The 20,180-nt window shown below is 51.8% G+C and carries 11 protein-coding genes and 1 other RNA gene; 5 read left to right on the forward strand and 7 right to left on the reverse strand.

All coding sequences use genetic code 11. From position 1 onward, the window contains the following. Positions 1-211: 211 nt before the first annotated feature. The 4 genes from ACL2XG_RS03215 to ACL2XG_RS03230 all read right to left on the reverse strand — a co-directional run bounded on the left by ACL2XG_RS03215 (position 212) and on the right by ACL2XG_RS03230 (position 8,328). Positions 212-1,405: a hypothetical protein gene (locus tag ACL2XG_RS03215; protein WP_413723582.1), complete on the reverse strand. Its 1,194-nt coding sequence runs from the start codon at positions 1,403-1,405 to the stop codon at positions 212-214. After that, positions 1,383-6,056 carry a hypothetical protein gene (locus ACL2XG_RS03220; RefSeq protein WP_413723583.1) on the reverse strand — a complete coding sequence of 1,558 codons (4,674 nt, stop codon included), beginning with the start codon at positions 6,054-6,056 and terminating at the stop codon, positions 1,383-1,385. The genes ACL2XG_RS03215 and ACL2XG_RS03220 overlap by 23 nt, the downstream gene beginning before the upstream one ends. Positions 6,057-6,352: 296 nt before the next feature. Then, positions 6,353-7,399: a 3-deoxy-7-phosphoheptulonate synthase gene (locus tag ACL2XG_RS03225; protein ID WP_410015004.1), complete on the reverse strand. Its 1,047-nt coding sequence runs from the start codon at positions 7,397-7,399 to the stop codon at positions 6,353-6,355. A gap of 107 nt (positions 7,400-7,506) precedes the next feature. After that, positions 7,507-8,328: a pyruvate, water dikinase regulatory protein gene (locus tag ACL2XG_RS03230; protein ID WP_410015005.1), complete on the reverse strand. Its 822-nt coding sequence runs from the start codon at positions 8,326-8,328 to the stop codon at positions 7,507-7,509. A 207-nt stretch (positions 8,329-8,535) separates the two neighbouring features. Between ACL2XG_RS03230 and ppsA the strand changes: the two genes are divergently transcribed. Beyond that, the gene (ppsA, locus tag ACL2XG_RS03235; RefSeq protein WP_410015006.1) at positions 8,536-10,911 is read left to right on the forward strand and encodes a phosphoenolpyruvate synthase; all 2,376 of its coding nucleotides are present in this window, start codon (positions 8,536-8,538) and stop codon (positions 10,909-10,911) included. A gap of 134 nt (positions 10,912-11,045) precedes the next feature. On the opposite strand, the gene rprA is transcribed toward ppsA, so the two are convergent. Together rprA and ydiK are read right to left on the reverse strand one after the other, a co-directional pair. Continuing rightward, positions 11,046-11,150: antisense sRNA RprA (gene rprA / locus ACL2XG_RS03240), an RNA gene on the reverse strand. A 157-nt stretch (positions 11,151-11,307) separates the two neighbouring features. After that, positions 11,308-12,414, reverse strand: coding sequence for an AI-2E family transporter YdiK (gene ydiK, locus ACL2XG_RS03245; protein WP_410015007.1), 1,107 nt, complete (start codon positions 12,412-12,414; stop codon positions 11,308-11,310). Positions 12,415-12,724: 310 nt separating this feature from the next. Here ydiK and ACL2XG_RS03250 point away from each other — a divergent pair, with 310 nt between their 5' ends. Continuing rightward, positions 12,725-15,847 carry an FAD-binding and (Fe-S)-binding domain-containing protein gene (locus ACL2XG_RS03250; RefSeq protein WP_413722902.1) on the forward strand — a complete coding sequence of 1,041 codons (3,123 nt, stop codon included), beginning with the start codon at positions 12,725-12,727 and terminating at the stop codon, positions 15,845-15,847. Further along, entirely contained in the window at positions 15,847-16,296 is a 450-nt protein-coding gene (locus tag ACL2XG_RS03255; protein WP_413722901.1) for a hotdog fold thioesterase, read from the forward strand. The genes ACL2XG_RS03250 and ACL2XG_RS03255 overlap by 1 nt, the downstream gene beginning before the upstream one ends. Here the strand turns inward: ACL2XG_RS03255 and ACL2XG_RS03260 are convergent. Next, positions 16,274-17,479, reverse strand: a complete 1,206-nt coding sequence (locus ACL2XG_RS03260; RefSeq protein ID WP_413722900.1) for an MFS transporter — start codon at positions 17,477-17,479, stop codon at positions 16,274-16,276. The genes ACL2XG_RS03255 and ACL2XG_RS03260 overlap by 23 nt on opposite strands. A 757-nt stretch (positions 17,480-18,236) precedes the next feature. Between ACL2XG_RS03260 and sufA the strand changes: the two genes are divergently transcribed. Then, entirely contained in the window at positions 18,237-18,611 is a 375-nt protein-coding gene (gene sufA, locus ACL2XG_RS03265; RefSeq protein WP_410015011.1) for a Fe-S cluster assembly scaffold SufA, read from the forward strand. 13 nt (positions 18,612-18,624) lie between these two features. Next, positions 18,625-20,130: a Fe-S cluster assembly protein SufB gene (sufB, locus tag ACL2XG_RS03270; RefSeq protein ID WP_410015012.1), complete on the forward strand. Its 1,506-nt coding sequence runs from the start codon at positions 18,625-18,627 to the stop codon at positions 20,128-20,130. Positions 20,131-20,180 lie beyond the last annotated feature (50 nt).

Below are 20,180 nucleotides of genomic sequence, written 5' to 3' on the forward strand. Positions count from 1 at the left end.
TAAAATCGCCACCTTATCCTGCGCCACTCTCTGGCCCAGCAAATAATCAGCTGGGCCGAACAAAACAACGCCACATTTGGCCGGGCCACACCAGACTCCGCGCCGTCCGTTTGACGACGGACCGGCGTTTAACGACTTTCCCGCGCCGCCGCCTGACTGAGACCGGCATTGAGTGATTCTGTGCTTGAGCTAAGACAGTGTGCTCGTGCGCTTAGTCTTGAAGAGAGGTAGTATTAAATTGATTGGATAAATATTTATACTCATCAATTGATAGGATAATATCCATAAAGGCTTGTTCGATAATGAAAACCTCGTTGCCGGCGACAATAGTATAATCCGCGATAATTTCTTTAAGCAATTTAAGAGAATCGGGACGCAATATTATATCCCCTACAATAAGAGGGTGGTGAGGGTTAGGTGGGTAGAATAACCGCAATATGTCGATGTAAATAAAAGGAACGTGTTGGGACACACCATGAAAGGGACTGTCTGTAATGTTTTGCCCGCGTTGTATGAATTCCAATCGGCGAATAACGTCGCGCATGGCATACAAAATTTCGTGCATTGCGCGCTGCATATTTTGCACTTTGATATATTCCTGGTGGTGAGTCCAATGCGGCAGTTCGCTGGGAGTGCCCTTCGTGCTCATACTAACTTCTTCGGGATAATAGTCATGAAACCATTCAGGCCTTCTTAACCTTACAGTATCACTGATATAAGGTGGTACAGTATAAACCCTAATCCCCAGTTCATTAGCCAGGGCCTGCGCGGTAGAATAGCGGCTTCCATAGCCACTGAAGCAGGATGTCAACTCGATGCTGTTAATACTACGCAAATCAAATTTCTCACCATCTAAATATTTCAGTCCTTTAAGGATGTCGGAAAACTCGACAACGTCCATATGATTAACCATAAAAGGTGTGCCACGCAATTTTATAGATAAACGCGGCGTGGCTCCGTTAATGCGGGATATATGGCAATCTTTACCCAACAGTACCTGTTCCCGGGGAATATGTTGTTCCCGATATTTTTTTATGCGACCATCGATAAAATATTCAGGGATTTTCTCTCTGGGAACATCGTCCAGCATTAACGGGGCATCGTCTTTCGCGCCGAACGCATCACCGGCGAATACTGTAAAAGTTTGTTCCACATGATGAGGTTTTAACAGACCATGGATGAAGGTACCCATCTGCTCGGCGATAATTAACGTGGCTCTTGCCTGGGGTGCAAAACCAAAAAAATCATTGCCCAAACCTATGAAACGTCCATTACCCAAACATAGCAATAAATGCTCAAGCTGATCGAGATAATTAAAAACAGCAATCAGTTTACCTTTATTGATTTTTAATAAGGCGGAGGTAGAGGGTATTATTTGCTGATTACTTAAAATGGCTAGACTCATCACCCTGTTGGATTTGGCCTGGGTGATTAAATTTAATAATCTTGGCGGCGCCCGCATTATCAATTATTGCAGATTTTAGTAACACATATAAAATAAATTCTTCATTAAAATTATAACTTTCGAAATGATTTCGCAATACTCTTGCTACTAAATGAATTTCAGGATTAACAATGGTTTCTTGAAAAACATTGAGGTTCTTTAAACTGGTATTTGTTTTTATAGTTAATGATCTATACCAAGAGGGCTCTTTTAGTAAAAACCCATTTTTTATATAAGTGTGCGGTGCTGTCGCCTCACGATAATTAAAATATTTGGCATCACCAATAAATTCAAAATCTTTAAATTTTATCAGTTCAAAGGGAGACGGTGAGTTATTCATCATCATGACCCATTCGTTTTCTGTGAAAACATCTCTTGTGTCATTGAAGCCAAAAATAGAACGGATTTCATTTAAATCAAGGATGTATTTCATCTCTCCTATCTTAATGGCCAAGGCGAAATATGTTTCTGCCATCATGTCGTTCTTGCTGCGCCAGCCGCATACTGCTCGGAATTGCACTTTGCTATCATCAATGCCACTTAACGTTTTTATCACAAGTTCGCTTGATTTTATATCATAAGTAAATCCATTGAATTCTTGTAAAGCCAGTATTTCTTGCTTGATGGAAAAAAAATGAAAAGAGTGATCCAGAAAAACATTAATGTCTATCTCGGCGCCAATTATCCTTTGTGAGTAATAATGCCTTTGTAGATAAAAATGTAATATTTTTTTATGGAAATCAATTAGATAATTATCTGAAATGTTTTGATAACTACTTGTTTTTATAGGCTCCATGAAGATTATTTTATTATCAAATTTCTTGTGATTCATTGGACTTATGCTGAAGGATGAAAATTTCAAGTCCACTAATTGCCCCGCGCTCGCAACCCAGTTGCCAGAATGGGTGCGGGCAACGGGAATAGCAAAGTTTTTATAATTGGGGCCATGTGAATTGATGATTCTCCATTCACCGTTATATTTATCCCAAAATACCGGGAAGTAGTCATTATTATTGATGACGTAAAATAATTCAGCCGATGTTGAATTTGTTGTGGCAACTCCTGTGTTTAATGTTTCTAATATCTTATCACTTACATTTGCTCTCCAAGGTTGGCGGAGTTTTTTTTTAAACGCACTATCGGATTTTAAGGCGCGATTAGCGATCGCTATTGAATCTAGAATGTTAACTTGTATATTATCTACAAAGACCGATAAAGCCTTACCTGAAGGATGGATAACGTTAAAGTAAGAAAAAAATTCATTTAGAGCGGTTTTGGTAAACTTTATCCCTATTTCCGGGGATGCGTTGATTAACTCGTTGATGACAAATTTTTTAAAAAGATCATGCCGTATTTTCTGCTCGATGGCCTTATGTAAGGCATGTTTTAATGTGTTTTCAGATATTTTTTTAAACTGCCCGGTAAAAGAAGCTAATGTCAACATTAGATCATAAATATCAAAAATAACGTCTTCAAATTTTATTTCATGCTCTTCATCATGCCAGTGACGGCAAAGCGTGGTGAAAAATGGGATAAAAGCGGCAATGTATTCCAACCAAGTGGCTTCATATAACTTTTCTTTCAACTCATCAGCAATGGATATCAATGTTGCCTGATTCATATAGTCAAAATTTGTTAGTAAAGAGTGGTTGATGCTTAAGGGTTGGAATGTATTCTGTTGCTGAGGTGTATAAGGTGTGATGATTAAATTTATATCATTATCTTTTACGGCAACCAACCCATATGCCGGCGCGGCGATGTCGATTGATTCCTCCTCGGGAGGACGCAGCAGTATTTCAACCATGGACGTTAGTCTATTACTATTGGCGTCGATTTTGGGGAATAGCGACGCAAGTGTCGTTTCATTAATAGGAAACTGAGGCCGATTGCGTAACGAAAAAATACTATCGCAATTAGCCCAATATGATTTCATTTGAAGGATAATGTCGGTTTTTTCCGGTGTGTCGATATCGGCGATGAATGGGAAACCATTCAATGTGGATAATAATACCTGCCGGTTGCTATGTAATGTTGCAATGGATAGATAGCCAAGATTTTCCGCAGGGAGATATACCGTTGTAAAGGGGGATAAATGGTTAGTAACGTAATTGCGGGAAAATATCTTGAAGCAGATAATGTCTTTTGGTGGATAAATAACATCTAAATAATTCAAAGTTGAGTTATTTAAGGCAATCATGGTGAGTTTTTGTGCTTCAGAAAAAGAATCATGAATTTTGTAGTATCTGAATTGATTATAATATCCATCAGCCGAATCTATCTGTGATGAAGGTTTGAGCTGGAAAACACTGGTGAAAGGTTGTTGCTGCCGAATGTGATGCTCATGTGAGATTTTCTGTTGAGCCGAGATAAAGTGTTTGAGTATATAGAGTACATTGATAGCGCTTAAAAAACCATCATCGATATTATTTTGTTGTGACATATACCAGGCAACCGCGGCCTTGGTTAGAACTTCTAAGTGACCGTTTGATTCGAGATTATTATATTCCAGTATTAAGCTATAATCATCTTTTTCTTGCGTTTCCTTTAGGGATATATTTCGTGCCGCTTCAATTTTTGCAGCTGCGATACGTTGTTCCTGAGTTGTTGCAACTATATGTCTTTTATTGCTTCGAAAATTAACCACTTCATTAATAAATAACTTTTGCAAATTAATTAAATATGTCATCATAATGAATAGCGTTTTGTCATTGTGAAGCCTGCTGACGAAGTCATTATACCAAAAAATATTCTCAAGGAATTTTTCTTTTTCAAATTGGTTAGCTTCGATAATATTTGATAATATTTCCTGTGCACGATAAAAATAGCTTATGTTATTTTCCATCCAATTGCCTTTATCGTTTGTGTTTATTTCATCTAGGCGGGAAATTTCGATTAAATCCAAAGCTTGATCGAAATGCAGGTGCGACGTTTTGTGTTGATAAATGAAACTTATTAGTTCCTCGGCAAATAATTTATTCATCCCCTCTTTGTCGAATTCAATTTCATCTTCAACAAAAATATGCCACAGGTTTGATATTTCTCCCGGTACGATAAAATTTGATGTAAATATACTGATGCCATTGGAACGTGTATATTCGAAGATATAAAGGAATTTTAGCTTTATTAAACTGTTTGTCAAATGTTCAGAGTTGCCGCTAATCAACGCACTGTAAATATCTTGGGAATTAATGTACAAAGCTTTTTCCAATGAAGGGAAATCGTCCAGGGTCATTTGGTGTCGGTATTCATCAAGGGCCTGAGTGAATAATATGAAATAATGCAGCAATCTTTTGTAATAAACACGCATCTCAAATGTAGATTGCTTAATATTATCGATTATTTCCTTTTTGGCTGTGGGGAAGTCTTTATTTCTTATGTGCGACACCAACTCTTTGATGATTTTAGTATCAACACGCCGAGTGGCATCCAGCACTCTTTGTTCTAAATCAGTAATGTAATCGCCAATTCTTATTTGATCTTCAGAATATTTGGCGATGTCATCGGCAGTGGATGAGCCTTTTAACGCCAATATGTTCATGGTGGAAATAATGTTTTCGGAAATCATCTTGAAAATAATAATATTAAGCGAGTTGTTTTTTTCTTTAAGATATAAACCCTGATGAAACATAATCGCCATTTCGCGGCCGATATACGCGTCAAATTCAAGTAGCATGGTCAGGGGATTGGCCACCTGCGCTGCGTTTTGCTGAAAAAAATAATGTATAAGGCTTTGCAGCTGAGCCTCGGCTTCCAGATTCGCGGGTGCAATTTTGAACTCATGGCTATCGATAATAAATATTAACTGACTGGGAATAACGGCGGTCTTCACTGCCTTATCGGTCCCAGATGAAGAAGACAAGGCCTGCTTGACCGGCGGTGATAAGGTGGTGGTCTCAATGTCTTTTTCCTCGCGTGAAATCGTGTCTGCCGGGCCTAACTGCGCCGAAAAATCAGCCTGAGCGGCGTAAATAACATTACCGGAAGTGAAATTGGTAGGGACTAACGGCTTGCCGTCGGCCTGTGGGAAAATTAACGGGTCGCCCATGCTGCCAAGCCAGTTAAACGCTTTATGCATCCAGCCGGGCCGGTCCTTTGCGTTCGACCAACCGCTTGCGTAGGTAAGGTGAGCAAGCAAATTGGCAAAAGTTGCTTTCCAGGTTAATGGTGTGTGCCAGGAGTGTTCGATATGATAATTGCGGCCGTCCGAAACAATTAATCTTTCCTCAACATACCCAGCATAAATTGACCTGCCGCTGGGCAATGAGATGTTTTTTGCGGGTATGGATTTTTTGTTCCCCATTAATTCAATTGCGATATATTTTGTATTGCCGGGGCGCAATAAACAATCCAGGTTATTTCGGAGTTCATTGACACAACAAAATAAATAGTCGATATTTTTCTCATGGTTCTTTTCTACTTGTGCATCACCATATCGGGCAGTGCTGTGTCCATTTATTTCAGTTTTATTGATTTTATCTTCTAAGTAAATATTTTTGACATTCATAACCGCTTCGGTATAAGGATGTCTTGAACTATGTGTCATCAATTTTTGATCGATGCACCGCATATTGCCATGAGAGTTAATATCTATTGCATTTGTCATGTTAGGCATGAATTCTTCCTTATTCATTATGATTGACAATGATTAATGGGGTTATTATGCGGGCAAGATTATGGTCGTGATCGGTGAATGATATATCGTGCGGGTGCAATGATGTTAATATTTGCCAGCATGGGTTTATCATATCACTGCGCGGGTGAATCAAAACTTAATACTTTGTGGCGGTTTAACAAAAAATGAGATTTTATTGCCGTCGTTTTTTGTGGGGATTATTATCTAAAAAGCCGCCTTCAGGCGGCCTTGGCGCGTTAACTAAGCTCGGCGCTATTTTGACGGGGTCCATGCGCTCAAAAGCGGGTATCCACCGCGTTGGCCAGCATGGCCAGCAGTCTTTCGGTATCTTCCCAGCCCAGGCAGCCGTCGGTAATGGATTGGCCATAGGTCAACGCCTGGCCGGGTAGCAGGGCCTGGCTGCCTTCCACCAGGAAACTTTCGGCCATCACGCCCGCCACCCGCCGTGAGCCGCCGCGTATCTGCGCGCATACCGATTCGGCCACGTCCAGCTGGCGGCGATACTGCTTCTGGCTGTTGCCATGGCTGAAATCCACCAGCAAATGCGGCGGTAGCCCGAACTCCTGCAAATGGGCGCAGGCCTGCTGCACATCCGCGGCGTGGTAATTAGGCGTGCGCCCGCCGCGCATGATGATATGGCCGTAGGGATTGCCGGACGTTTGGTAAATGGTCATTTGGCCCTGCTTATCCGGCGACAGGAACATATGGGAAGCGCGGGCGGCGCGAATGGCGTCAACGGCGATTTGTGTGTTGCCGTCGGTACCGTTTTTAAACCCGACCGGGCATGACAGCGCCGACGCCATTTCCCGGTGGATCTGGCTTTCAGTGGTGCGGGCGCCGATGGCGCCCCAGCTGATTAAATCGGCAATATACTGGCCGATCACCATATCAAGAAATTCCGTGGCGGTGGGCATCCCCATTTCATTCAGCGCCAGCAGCAGGCGGCGCGCGGCTGCCAGCCCGTCATTGACACGATAGCTGCCGTCCAGGCCAGGATCGGAAATCATGCCTTTCCATCCGACCACTGTGCGCGGTTTTTCAAAATAGGCGCGCATAACGATCTCCAGGCGATCCTGGTAGCGAACGCGCAGGGTATTCAACTGGCGCGCATAATCGATGGCGGCGTCGGTATCATGGATGGAGCAGGGGCCCACCACCACCAGCAGGCGCGGATCGTTGCCGTGAAGGATATTTTCAATGCGCCGGCGTGCGCCGTTGACATGATCCGTTATCTGCGGGGTGAGAGGCAAAAGTTCGGCAAGCTTCGCCGGCTCAATAAGACGACCAATGCGCCTGGTGCGCAATTCATCTGTGTTAAACATGGACAATCTCTAAAATGGCTTCTTCGCAACGGTGGAAATACCGGGAAGTGATGCCGATCACAATAAACCAAAAGCAGATGAATTCAAAAAAAATAATGCAATTTGCATTAGTACATGCGCCGGTTCAAGCCCAGTAAATCCATTATTTTGGTCGCCATTTCCTCTACTGAATGATTGGTGGAGTTGAGAAAAGGGATCTGATGGTTGCGAAACAGCGACTGGACTTCGTTAACTTCCAGCCGGCACTGGCGCAGCGAGGCGTACTGGCTGTTGTTCATGCGTTCATCGCGAATGGCCGCCAGACGCTCCGGATCGATGGTCAGGCCGAACAGTTTATCATGGTAGGGTTTCAGCGCCGCCGGCAGGCGCAGGTTATCCATGTCGTCGGCGATAAAGGGATAATTGGCGGCGCGGATACCGTACTGCATGGCGAGGTAAATGCTGGTGGGGGTTTTGCCGCAGCGCGACACGCCCAGCAGGATAATCTGCGCCTGATCCAGGTTGCGCAGCGAGATGCCGTCATCATGGGCCAAGGTGTAATCGATGGCGGCGATGCGGGCATCGTATTTGGTCAGGTTGGTGGCGGTCAGCCCATGGGTGCGATGCGCCACCGGATCCGGTGCCAATCCCAGTTCCTGCTGTAGCGGCGCCACCAGCGCCTGGACCACGTCCTGGCAAAATCCGGCGCTGTTTTCCACAATGGTGCGGATAACCGGCGATACGATGGAATAAAACACCAGGGGACGCACGCCGCTCTGTTTATAGAGCGCATTGATCTGCTCGCTCACCGCCATGGCCCGGGTCTCGGTTTCCACAAACGGCAGGGTATAGCTGGTGGTGGAGACGGGAAATTGGGACAGCACCGCGTGGCCGACCACTTCAGCGGTAATGGCCGTGCCGTCGGAAATAAAGAATACGCTGCGTTCCATGATGTTCTCCTGATGTTGTACGCATGTTGCTTTAAGGGTGTTTTTATCGATAAATCCATTGCGGCAAACTCTGATTTTTGGCGCTGGCACGATTCATCCTAGGCAGATGCAATAAAGTTTATGCTACGCTCTGTCAAATAATCGTTAACACCCGGCATTATCACTAGCAATACCCTATTTCATTATAAGTTATAAAAGGATGATCAGATGTCTCAGACTGACAATGATTCAGATAGCGTATTATGGTACAACCAGCTCGGAATGCATGACGTAGACCGCGTTGGTGGTAAGAATGCTTCTCTGGGGGAAATGATTACCCATTTATCCGCCCTGGGGGTTTCCGTGCCGAACGGTTTCGCCACCACGGCCAAAGCGTTTAATGATTTTCTCAATCAGAGCGGCATCAACCAGCGTATCTATGATCTGTTGGATCATACTGATATCGACGATATCGGCGCATTGTCCCAGGCCGGGAAGCAGATTCGGCAATGGATTATCGATACCCCTTTCCAGCCGGAACTCGCAAACGCCATCAGCGCCGCGTACGGGCAGCTGTCGGCGGATGACGACGAGGCGTCGTTTGCGGTGCGTTCCTCCGCCACCGCCGAGGATATGCCCGACGCCTCGTTCGCCGGCCAGCAGGAAACCTTTCTCAATGTCCAGGGCATTGATGCCGTCATGACGGCCATCAAGCACGTCTACGCCTCGCTGTTCAACGATCGCGCCATTTCCTACCGGGTACACCAGGGCTACGACCACCGCGGCGTGGCGCTTTCTGCCGGGGTACAGCGCATGGTCCGCTCCGATCTGGCGGCGGCCGGCGTGATGTTTACCATCGATACCGAATCCGGTTTTGACCAGGTGGTGTTTATTACCGCCGCCTACGGCCTGGGTGAAATGGTGGTGCAGGGCGCGGTCAATCCCGATGAATTCTATGTGCATAAACCCACGCTGGCGGCGGGCAAACCGGCGATTGTCCGGCGCAATATCGGCTCGAAAAAAATCCGCATGGTGTATGCCGATAGCCAGGAACACAGTAAACAGGTGCGCATCGAGGATGTTCCCGAACGCGAGCGTCGCCGTTTCGCCCTTACCGATGAGGAAGTGCAGGATCTGGCGCGTCAGGCGCTGCAAATCGAACAGCATTACCAGCGGCCGATGGATATCGAATGGGCCAAGGACGGCCATACCGGCCAGTTGTTTATTGTCCAGGCGCGGCCTGAAACCGTACGCTCGCGCGGCCAGGTGATGGAGCGCTACCAGCTTAAATCCCGCGGCGAGGTGCTGATTGAAGGGCGGGCCATCGGTCATCGCATCGGCGCCGGTCCGGTTAAGGTGATTCATGATATCAGCGAAATGGATCGGGTCGCGGCCGGGGATGTGCTGGTCACCGACATGACCGACCCGGATTGGGAACCGATCATGAAAAAAGCCTCCGCCATCGTGACCAATCGCGGCGGGCGCACGTGCCATGCGGCGATCATCGCCCGTGAACTGGGCATCCCGGCGGTGGTGGGCTGCGGCGACGCCACCGAGCGCCTTGCCGAGGGCCTGGAGGTTACCGTCTCCTGCGCCGAGGGCGATACCGGTTACGTCTACCAGGAACGGCTGGATTTCGCCGTTAACAGTTCCGCCATCGATAAGATGCCGGCGCTGCCGCTGAAGATCATGATGAACGTCGGCAATCCCGACCGGGCATTTGATTTTGCCGGGCTGCCCAACGACGGTGTGGGCCTTGCGCGACTGGAGTTTATCATCAATCGTATGATTGGGGTCCATCCCCGCGCGCTGCTGGAGTTCGATGATCAGACGCCGAAGCTGAAACAGGAAATCAACGATTTGATCCAGGGCTATGACAGCCCGAAGGAATACTACATTGCCCGCCTTACCGAAGGCGTTTCCACGCTTGCCGCGGCATTCTGGCCGAAACGGGTGATCGTGCGCCTGTCCGACTTCAAATCCAATGAATACGCCAACCTGGTGGGGGGCGAGCGCTACGAACCCGACGAGGAAAACCCGATGTTGGGCTTTCGCGGCGCGGGCCGTTACGTTTCCGAGAATTTCAAAGCCTGTTTTGCGCTGGAGTGCGACGCCATTAAACGCGTGCGCAACGACATGGGACTGACCAACGTGGAAATCATGGTGCCGTTCGTGCGTACCGTCGCCCAGGGCAAGGCGGTGGTGGATGAGCTGGCGCGCCAGGGATTGAAACGCGGCGAGCAGGGGCTGAAAATCATCATGATGTGCGAAATTCCCTCCAACGCCCTGCTGGCGGATCAGTTCCTGCAACACTTTGACGGATTTTCCATCGGGTCGAATGATATGACGCAGTTGGCGCTGGGCCTGGACCGCGACTCAGGATTAGTCTCCGAATTGTTCGACGAGCGGGACGAGGCGGTAAAAGCCCTGCTGTCGATGGCTATCAAAGCGGCCAAGGGGCAAGGTAAATACGTCGGTATCTGCGGGCAGGGTCCCTCGGATCATGAAGATTTCGCCGCCTGGCTGATGGAGCAGGGTATCGACAGCTTGTCCCTGAATCCGGATACCGTGGTAAAGACCTGGCTAAGCCTGGCCGAACTCTGATATTCCGTTTGCTGAAAAACACCGAAAAAAAAAGCCGGGGACGCCCCCGGCTTTTTTGTTTTAGCCAAAGATTTATAGCTCACCTTTTATGGCAACAATATCCAAGGCAATGATTTATCTGCGCGGGAAAAAGGCGAAAAAAAAGCCCATCCTATGAGACGGGCAAAGACTACACACAGCAATTCGTTTAACTCAGGGGAAACCTTGATGTAAAATCAGTGAGTTGAGTTAATTGATGTGCTAATAATATTAATTACATGAGGCGGAGTCATTAAGAATTCTCCGAATAAGTAAATTAAAAGTTAAAGAAGCTAACAATTAATGATGTTGGTATATTAATTTCCAGATGAGTTTTATCTCATCTGGAAAAATTATATTGGCGAATTAAATTTAAGCTTAGAATTCCGACAAATCACTGAGGTGTTTCTCGGGGTCGTGCATTTCACTCGGCGAAGGCGCCTCGTGCACCCAGGCAAAGATCAGCCGGTAAGATACCGCCAGCACCACCGGCCCGATAAATAGGCCAATCATCCCGAACGCCAGCAGGCCGCCGATAACGCCGCACAGCACCAGCAGGATCGGTAAATCCGCGCCCATGCGGATAAAGATCGGCCGGAGAATATTGTCGAGCGTGGCGACCACGCAGCTCCATACCAGCAGCACCGTGCCCCAGGTGGTATCGCCGCTCCAGTACAGCCAGATCATGGCTGGGATTAGGATGGGCAGCGGACCCAACTGGGCTATGCAGGTGATAAACATGATGATGGTCAGAATGGTGGCGAAGGGGATGCCGGATACCGCCAGCCCGATGCCGCCCAATACCGCTTGCACGATGGCGGTCAATACCACGCCCAGCGCCACCGCCCGGATGGCTTGCGCAGCCAGCAGGACCGAGGCGTCGCCGCGTTCGGCGCCCAGGCGGATGGCAAAATGGCGCACCGCCAGAGCCACCCGTTCACCACGGATATACAGCAGTACGCTGAACAGCAGCATCAGGGCGCAATGGATAAGAAAACTGCCCACCTGCGCCACCTGCGACAACAGCCAGGTCGCCGACTGGCCGATGTAAGGCTGTATCTTGGCCACCAGCGGGCCGCCGCCACCGGAAATCGTCGCCTGCCAGCCGGAATAAAGCTTATGGCCGACCAGCGGCACATCGCGCAGCCAGTGCAGCGCCGGCAGGGTGAGCCGGTTTGGCTCGGTCGCCCACGCCACCAGCGGCGCGCTGTTGTCAATGACGCTGCTGATAAGCACGGACAGCGGCAGGACGAACAACAATACCAGCAACAGGGTCATGACGAGCACCGCCAGCGAACGGCGTCCCCATAATAACGCCTGGATTTTGATCAGTAGCGGCCAGGTGGCGATGACCACCATGCTGGCCCAGGCAAAACCCAGGATAAAAGGCTGCACCACCCAGAAACAGGCTAATGTCATCAGCGCGATAAAAGTTACGCTAAAGAGCATCCTTGGCAGATCAAGCAGTTGACGCGGGTAATCCATGAAAAAGTTTTCACCTCAATAAACAGCGGGTAAATAGGGTAAGGCAACGATCGGAGAAAGGGGATCCGTTGTTCAGCAATAGTCTTAATGATGCGTTATTTCCCCGTTTTTTAACAGGCCATAACAACAATTTTAACGCCCGCCAGGGCCAACCGGCGTTGCCGGCAGCGCCGGGGTATCATCGCCTGGGGCAAAAAATTTCTCCGTCCACGCGCGCGTCCAAAAAAAATATGATAAAACAATCGGGTCGGACCTTCATAAAAATCCTTATGCCGGCCCCCTTTACACTTGAAAAGCAGGCTCAGAGTTAATGATCCCACAGATCTCCCAGGCGCCGGGAATTGCCCAACCGGTTCTCGAGTTTATTGCCCAATTGCAACGCAGCGGCTTTACCGGCGACAGCGCCACGTCCTACGCCGATCGCCTGACCATGGCGACCGATAACAGTATTTACCAGTTGTTGCCCGACGCCGTGCTGTTTCCGCGTTCAACCGATGATGTGCTGTTAATCAGCCGGCTGGCGCGGGAGCCGCGTTTTGCCTCGTTGGCCTTTACCCCGCGCGGCGGCGGCACCGGCACCAATGGCCAGGCGCTTAATAGCGGCGTAGTGGTGGATATGTCGCGACATATGAACCATATCCTCGAAGTTAATCCCGAACAGGGATGGGTCAGGGTCGAGGCGGGCGTCATCAAGGATCAGCTCAATGAATATCTGCGCCCGCTGGGCTATTTTTTTGCCCCCGAGCTGTCCACCAGTAATCGCGCCACGCTTGGCGGCATGATCAATACCGACGCGTCGGGCCAGGGGTCGCTGGTGTACGGCAAAACGTCCGATCATGTCCTGGGCCTGCGCGCGGTGCTGATGGCGGGCGAAGTGCTGGATACCTGCGCCATGCCTACCGCGCAGGCGGAAAAGATAGCCGGGGAAGCGGGCGCGGCAGGGCGGATTTACCGCACGGTGCTGGATCGCTGCCGCGAGCGGCGCCAGCTGATCCTGGACTCATTTCCCAAGTTAAATCGCTTCCTGACGGGTTACGATTTGCGCCATGTCTACAGCGACGACCTGCAAACGTTTGACCTGACGCGCATCCTGACCGGTTCGGAGGGAACGCTCGCCTTCATCACCGAAGCGCGGCTGGATATTACGCCTTTGCCGAAGGTGCGCCGCTTGGTGAATGTAAAATATGATTCATTCAACTCCGCCTTGCGCAACGCGCCGTTTATGCTGCAGGCCCATGCGTTGTCGGTGGAAACGGTGGACTCGACGGTACTGAACCTGGCCCGCGAGGATATTGTCTGGCATTCAGTCCGCGAGCTGATCCGGGATGTGCCAGCGCGGGAGATGCTGGGACTGAATATCGTTGAGTTCGCCGGAGACGACGCGTCCCTTGTCGCCGCCAGGGTGGCGGCGTTATGCCAGGGCCTTGATCGGCTGATGGCTGAAGGCGGCGGCGGTGTCATCGGCTACCAGATCTGCGATCGGCTGGCCGACATCGAACGCATCTACGCCATGCGCAAAAAGGCGGTGGGCCTGCTGGGCAATAGCAAGGGCGCGGCCAAACCCATACCTTTCGCCGAGGATACCTGCGTTCCGCCCGAGCATCTGGCCGATTATATCGCCGAGTTCCGCCAACTGCTGGACGAACATCACCTCAGCTACGGCATGTTCGGCCATGTGGATGCCGGCGTGTTGCACGTTCGTCCGGCGCTGGATATGTGCGATCCCGCCCAGGAAATATTAATGAAACAGTTGTCGGATCGCATAGTACAACTGACGGCAAAATATGGCGGCCTGCTGTGGGGGGAGCATGGCAAGGGGTTTCGCGCAGAATACAGCCCGGCGTTTTTCGGCGCGACGCTCTATCATGAGCTACGGTGTATAAAATCGGCTTTCGACCCCGGCAACCGCCTCAATCCCGGCAAGATATGCGCGCCGGTGGACAGCGACGCGCCGATGAAACACATCGACGCCGTCAAACGCGGCACCTACGACCGGCAGATCCCGGTGGCGGTGCGCGGGTCATTTCGCGGCGCGCTGGAATGCAACGGCAATGGCCTGTGTTTCAATTTCGACGCGCGCAGCCCGATGTGCCCGTCCATGAAAATCACCGGCGACCGTATCCACTCGCCAAAAGGCCGCGCCACGCTGGTCAGGGAATGGCTCAGGCTGCTGGCCGTGCAGGGGGTCGACCCGCTGCTGCTGGAAAAAAACCTGCCCAGCGGTATCGCCACGCTGCGCGATTTGGCCGGCAGGGTGCGCAACAGCCGGCGGGCGAAACAGGGCGAGTATGATTTTTCCCATGAGGTCAAGGCGGCGATGGCCGGTTGCCTGGCCTGCAAAGCCTGCTCGACGCAATGCCCGATTAAAATCGATGTGCCGGGTTTCCGTTCCCGTTTTCTCCAGCTGTATCACAGCCGTTATCTCCGTCCGGCGCGCGATCACCTGGTGGCCGGCGTCGAAAGCTACGCGCCGCTGATGGCACGCGCGCCCAGGCTGTTTAACTTTTTCCTGCAGCAGCCCTGGCTGCGCGAACTGAGCCGGACGCGCATCGGCATGGTGGATTTACCCCTGCTGTCGACGCCCTCGCTGCGCACACGTCTTATGGGGCATCGCGCCGCCGGCATCACCCTGGAACAGCTGGAGGCGATGACGGCCGCGCAGCGCCGGGGCCATGTCCTGATTGTACAGGATCCCTTTACCAGCTATTACGATGCCGCCGTGGTGGCGGATTTTGTCCGTCTGGTGGAAAAACTGGGCGGGATTCCGGTATTGCTGCCGTTCTCACCCAACGGCAAGGCCCAGCATATCAAGGGTTTTTTACAGCGCTTCGCCAAAACCGCCGCCAGAACCGCCGATTTCCTTAACCGCACCGCGCGCCTGGGGCTGCCCATGGTGGGCGTGGATCCCGCGCTGGTGCTGTGTTACCGGGATGAGTATCGCGAGATCCTCGGCGACCGGCGCGGAGACTTCCAGGTACAGCTGGTACATGAATGGCTGATGACGCTGCCGCCGCCGGTATCAGTGACAACGTCACAAGATACCGCCGGGTTACCGGTACCCGCTGGCCTACCTGATGCCGGCGGCGCGCAGCCGGTTACTCAGCCCCCGCAGGGGTGGTATTTATTCGGCCATTGCACCGAATCCACCGAGCTGCCGGTCAGCGGTCAGCAGTGGTCCGCTATTTTTGCCCGTTACGGCGCCAGTCTTGAAACCGTCGGCGTCGGATGCTGCGGCATGGCCGGCACCTATGGCCATGAAAGCGCCAACCTGGATAATTCACTGGGCATCTACGCCCTGTCCTGGCAGCAGGCCTTGCAGCGCTTGCCGCGCGCCCGCTGCCTGGCGACCGGCTATTCGTGTCGCAGCCAGGTGAAACGTATCGAAGGGGAAGGCATCCGCCACCCCCTGCAAGCCTTGCTGGAGATTATCTGATGATTTGGAAACGTCCCGCGTCCCTGGACGCGCTTAACCAGAAAAGCGCGGGCACCCTGGCCGCGCATCTGGGCATCGTCTTCACCCGTATTGGCGCGGATGAACTGGAGGCGGTGATGCCGGTGGACGAGCGCACCCGCCAGCCGTACGGCCTGCTGCACGGCGGCGCCTCGGTGGCGTTAGCCGAAACCCTGGGATCGGTGGCCGGCTATCTGTGCACGCAGGGCGAGGACATCGTGGTGGGCCTGGATATCAACGCCAACCACCTGCGCCCGGTTACCGACGGCCAGGTGCGCGCCGTGTGCCGGGCCATTCATCTGGGGAAAACGCATCAGGTATGGGAGATCCTGATATCCGATGGCCGCGGCAGGCTTAACTGTATTTCCCGCCTGACCACGGTGGTGCTCAGGGCCGGGGAAGAGTTGCCTAACCCGGTTGCCCGGGGCTAACCCGCGCTTTCAGCCTGAGCATCAATACCGCGGCCAGGGCGGCCATCGCCGCTGCGCACAGATAAATGCTCGACATGCCCAGGTGCGACATCACCAGTCCCGCCGCCGGTCCGGCCAGGCTGAGCCCAAGGTCCAGAAAGGCCGAGAAGGTGCCGAGGGCGGTGCCCTGGTTTTGCGGCGCGACCTGTTTGACCGCTTCTACGCCCAGGGCCGGGAAGACCAGCGAAAAGCCGGCGCCGGTCAGCAGGGCGCCCAGACCCGCCAGCACCGGGCCGGGGGCCGCCCATATCAACAAGAGTCCCAGCGCCTCGGCGGTAAACGACGCCAGTGCGACGTTCAGCCCGCCGTACTTATAGATGGCGTTGCCGAGCACCAGGCGCACGCCGACAAAAGCGCCGCTCATCAGGGTCAGCGCAAAGGCGGCGCCGTCCCAGGCATATTCGGCGTAATAAAGCGTGATAAAACTGACGATGACGCCAAACCCCAGGGTACCCAATCCCAGTCCCACGCCATAAAGCCAGATCTTGCCGACCACGATGCCAAAGGCGATGCGTTTACCGGGAACAATCGCCACCGGGGTTTTACGCAGCGCCAGCACCCAGGCGAGCAGGGCGGCGACCAGAATAAACGCGCCGATGACGCCCAGGCCGCCGATGGCGTTTAGCCATACGCCCAGCGGCGCGCCAATGGCGATGGCGCCATAGGTGGCGACGCCGTTCCAGGATATCACCCGGGCGGTATGGCGCTGCCCGACGCTGGCAATACCCCATAAGATGGCGCCGGTACTGGCGAAACTTTCGCCCACGCCCAATATCAGGCGCCCGGCGAACAGCAGGCCGAGGCTGGCCCACGGCAGGCTCTCGGACCCACTGGCCAGCAGGCAAAACACCCCGCTCAGGCTGCAACATCCCAGTCCGAGCAGCACCCCTTTTTTTGGCCCCAGCAGGTCGGCGTAACGCCCGGCGTAAGGGCGGCTGAGCAGGGTCGCCGCATATTGGATGCTGATGGCAAAACCCGCGATCACCTGATTGTAGCCCAGGGTGTTATGGGTAAATCCGGGAATGATCGCCAGCGGTATGCCGATGGTCAGGTAGCAGATAAAGGTGAAAAAGATAATGGGAAATATCCGCCGGTTCAGCTGCGGCGAGGACAGGACCGGGGGAGAAACGGCTGGGGAGGGCATAAAGGACTATTCCGGAAAAAAACGTGAGCCTTAGCATACCGCCCGCCATGCCGGGAGGCGCGCGAAATGATGTAAAAAAATATCGCGGGTTGACCCGCCTGCGTCGGATCGACAGCGCCGGCGATATCTGGTTCTAACTGTGATATAATTGTATAATAAATGTGAATGGAACGATGCTGCCGCGTGTGACGTACCGCACGTATTGCTTGTGCCGCTACCCTTGCGCAGGGGTATGGTAAACCCGATTATCGTTGCGCGGGGCCGGCCTTTTTAGGCGTCAAAATTGCATTATTATGAATACCTATGCGCAATTAATGCTAATTAAAATCGAGATGGTTATCATTATCAATTGGGGCGGCGCTGTTTTCAGCAAATAGAGGCGCGGCAACCGGCGCCGGGGTATTAAAAAATGGGTAACAATTGCGCTAACCTGACGCGGTAATGATATTTTTGTTTAAACCTCTCGTAAAAATAGTTTTTTTCGATGATTATTTTTATATTCGCGCGCCGAAAAGTTCTGGTATTTTTAATAGGGGTATTCGAGATAAAATGCCTTTTATTTCAGTGGATTATAAAAACAGCCTGCCGAGGGTGCGGCGGGCCGGGCAGTAATATAGCGACTATAATTAACTTAATGCCTGTTTTAACCGCCGTTTTTAGCTATTCCCATGCAAAGTGCAAGGTTGCAGTGAATATTCATATCACTAACATAGAGAGATTGCTGTTTATCGTCTTGAAACATTGAGAGGTAAGTTTTATGCAAATGGACACGGTTGAAACGTTTTCACTGGAAGAAAACATCTGGCAAGGCCTGACCCTCAGCGCCAGCGCCGCCAGGCAAATCCGTCATCTGATGGAACAAAATTCCGCCATGCAAGGGTTACGGCTTGGCGTGAAACAATCCGGCTGCGCCGGTTTCGGTTATGTGATGGACGTGGCGACCGCTGCGGCCGAAGAAAGCGAACTGGTTTATGAGCGTGACGGCGCGCGGCTTTTTGTCCCGCTGAAAGCCATGCCTTTTATCGACGGCACGGAAGTGGACTTCGTGCAGGAAGGCCTGAATCACGTATTTAAATTCAACAATCCCAAAGCTCAACATGCCTGCGGGTGTGGCGAAAGTTTTGGCCTTTGAGCGATGAACCATTATGGCACGAAGCACTATTGAAACTCCCGAGGCGATTGACGCCGCGCAGCCCTGGATAAAAAGCGAACGTTATAAAGAAGGCTTTTTTACCCAACTGGTCACCGACGAGCTGGCACATGGCATCAGTGAAGACGTGGTGCGGGCAATCTCGGCTAAACGTAATGAACCGGAATGGATGCTGGAGTTTCGCCTTAATGCCTACCGCGCCTGGCTGGAAATGGAAGAGCCGCACTGGTTGAAAGCGCATTATAAAAAACTGGATTATAACGATTACAGCTATTATTCCGCCCCTTCCTGCGGCAGCTGCGACGACAACTGCGGTTCCCAGCCCGGCGCCATGCAGCAGCCAGGCCAGGACGCGGCCAAGAATTACCTGACCGATGAAGTGGAAAAAGCGTTCAACCAACTGGGCGTACCGGTGCGTGAAGGCGCCGAGGTAGCGGTCGACGCCATTTTCGACTCGGTGTCGGTATCGACCACGTATCGCGACAAGCTGGCGAAGGAAGGCATTATCTTCTGTTCGTTTGGCGAAGCCATCCATGAACATCCGGATCTGGTGCGGCAGTACCTGGGCAGCGTGGTGCCGCCCAACGATAACTTTTTCGCGGCCCTGAATTCCGCCGTGGCTTCCGACGGCACCTTTGTCTACATCCCCAAAGGCGTGCGTTGCCCGATGGAGCTGTCCACCTACTTTCGCATTAACGCCGCGAAAACCGGGCAGTTCGAGCGCACCATCCTGATTGCCGACGAAGACAGTTACGTCAGTTATATCGAAGGCTGCTCGGCGCCGGTGCGCGACAGCTATCAGCTGCACGCCGCGGTGGTGGAAGTTATCGCCCACAAAAACGCCGAGGTGAAATATTCCACGGTGCAGAACTGGTTCGCCGGCAGCGAATCCGAAGGCGGCATCCTGAACTTCGTTACCAAGCGGGCGCTGTGCGCCGGCGAAAACTCCAAGATGTCATGGACGCAGTCGGAAACCGGTTCGGCCATTACCTGGAAGTACCCCAGCGTTATTCTGCGCGGCGACAATTCGGTGGGCGAGTTCTTCTCGGTGGCCCTGACCAATGGACGCCAGCAGGCCGATACCGGCACCAAGATGATCCATATCGGCAAGAACACCCGTTCGACCATTATTTCCAAGGGTATCTCGGCGGGGAAAAGCGAGAACACTTACCGCGGGCTGGTGAAAATCATGCCCAGCGCCACCAATGCGCGTAATTTCACGCAATGCGACTCGATGCTGATCGGCGCGGACTGCGGTGCGCACACCTTCCCTTATGTGGAAGTGCGCAACAATACCGCCCAGTTGGAACATGAGGCGACGACCTCGCGCATCGGTGAAGATCAGCTGTTTTATTGCCGCCAGCGCGGGATCAGCGAGGATGACGCCATCTCGATGATCGTAAACGGGTTCTGTAAGGATGTGTTCTCGGAACTGCCGCTGGAATTCGCCGTCGAGGCGCAAAAACTTTTGGCTATCAGCCTGGAACACAGCGTGGGCTAATCCCGCTTTTTAGTTGCCGACTGCGCACCAGCATGTGCTGCCCGTACGGG

This window comes from Sodalis sp. RH24 (genome assembly GCF_047324145.1).
Taxonomy (GTDB): Bacteria; Pseudomonadota; Gammaproteobacteria; order Enterobacterales; family Enterobacteriaceae; genus Acerihabitans.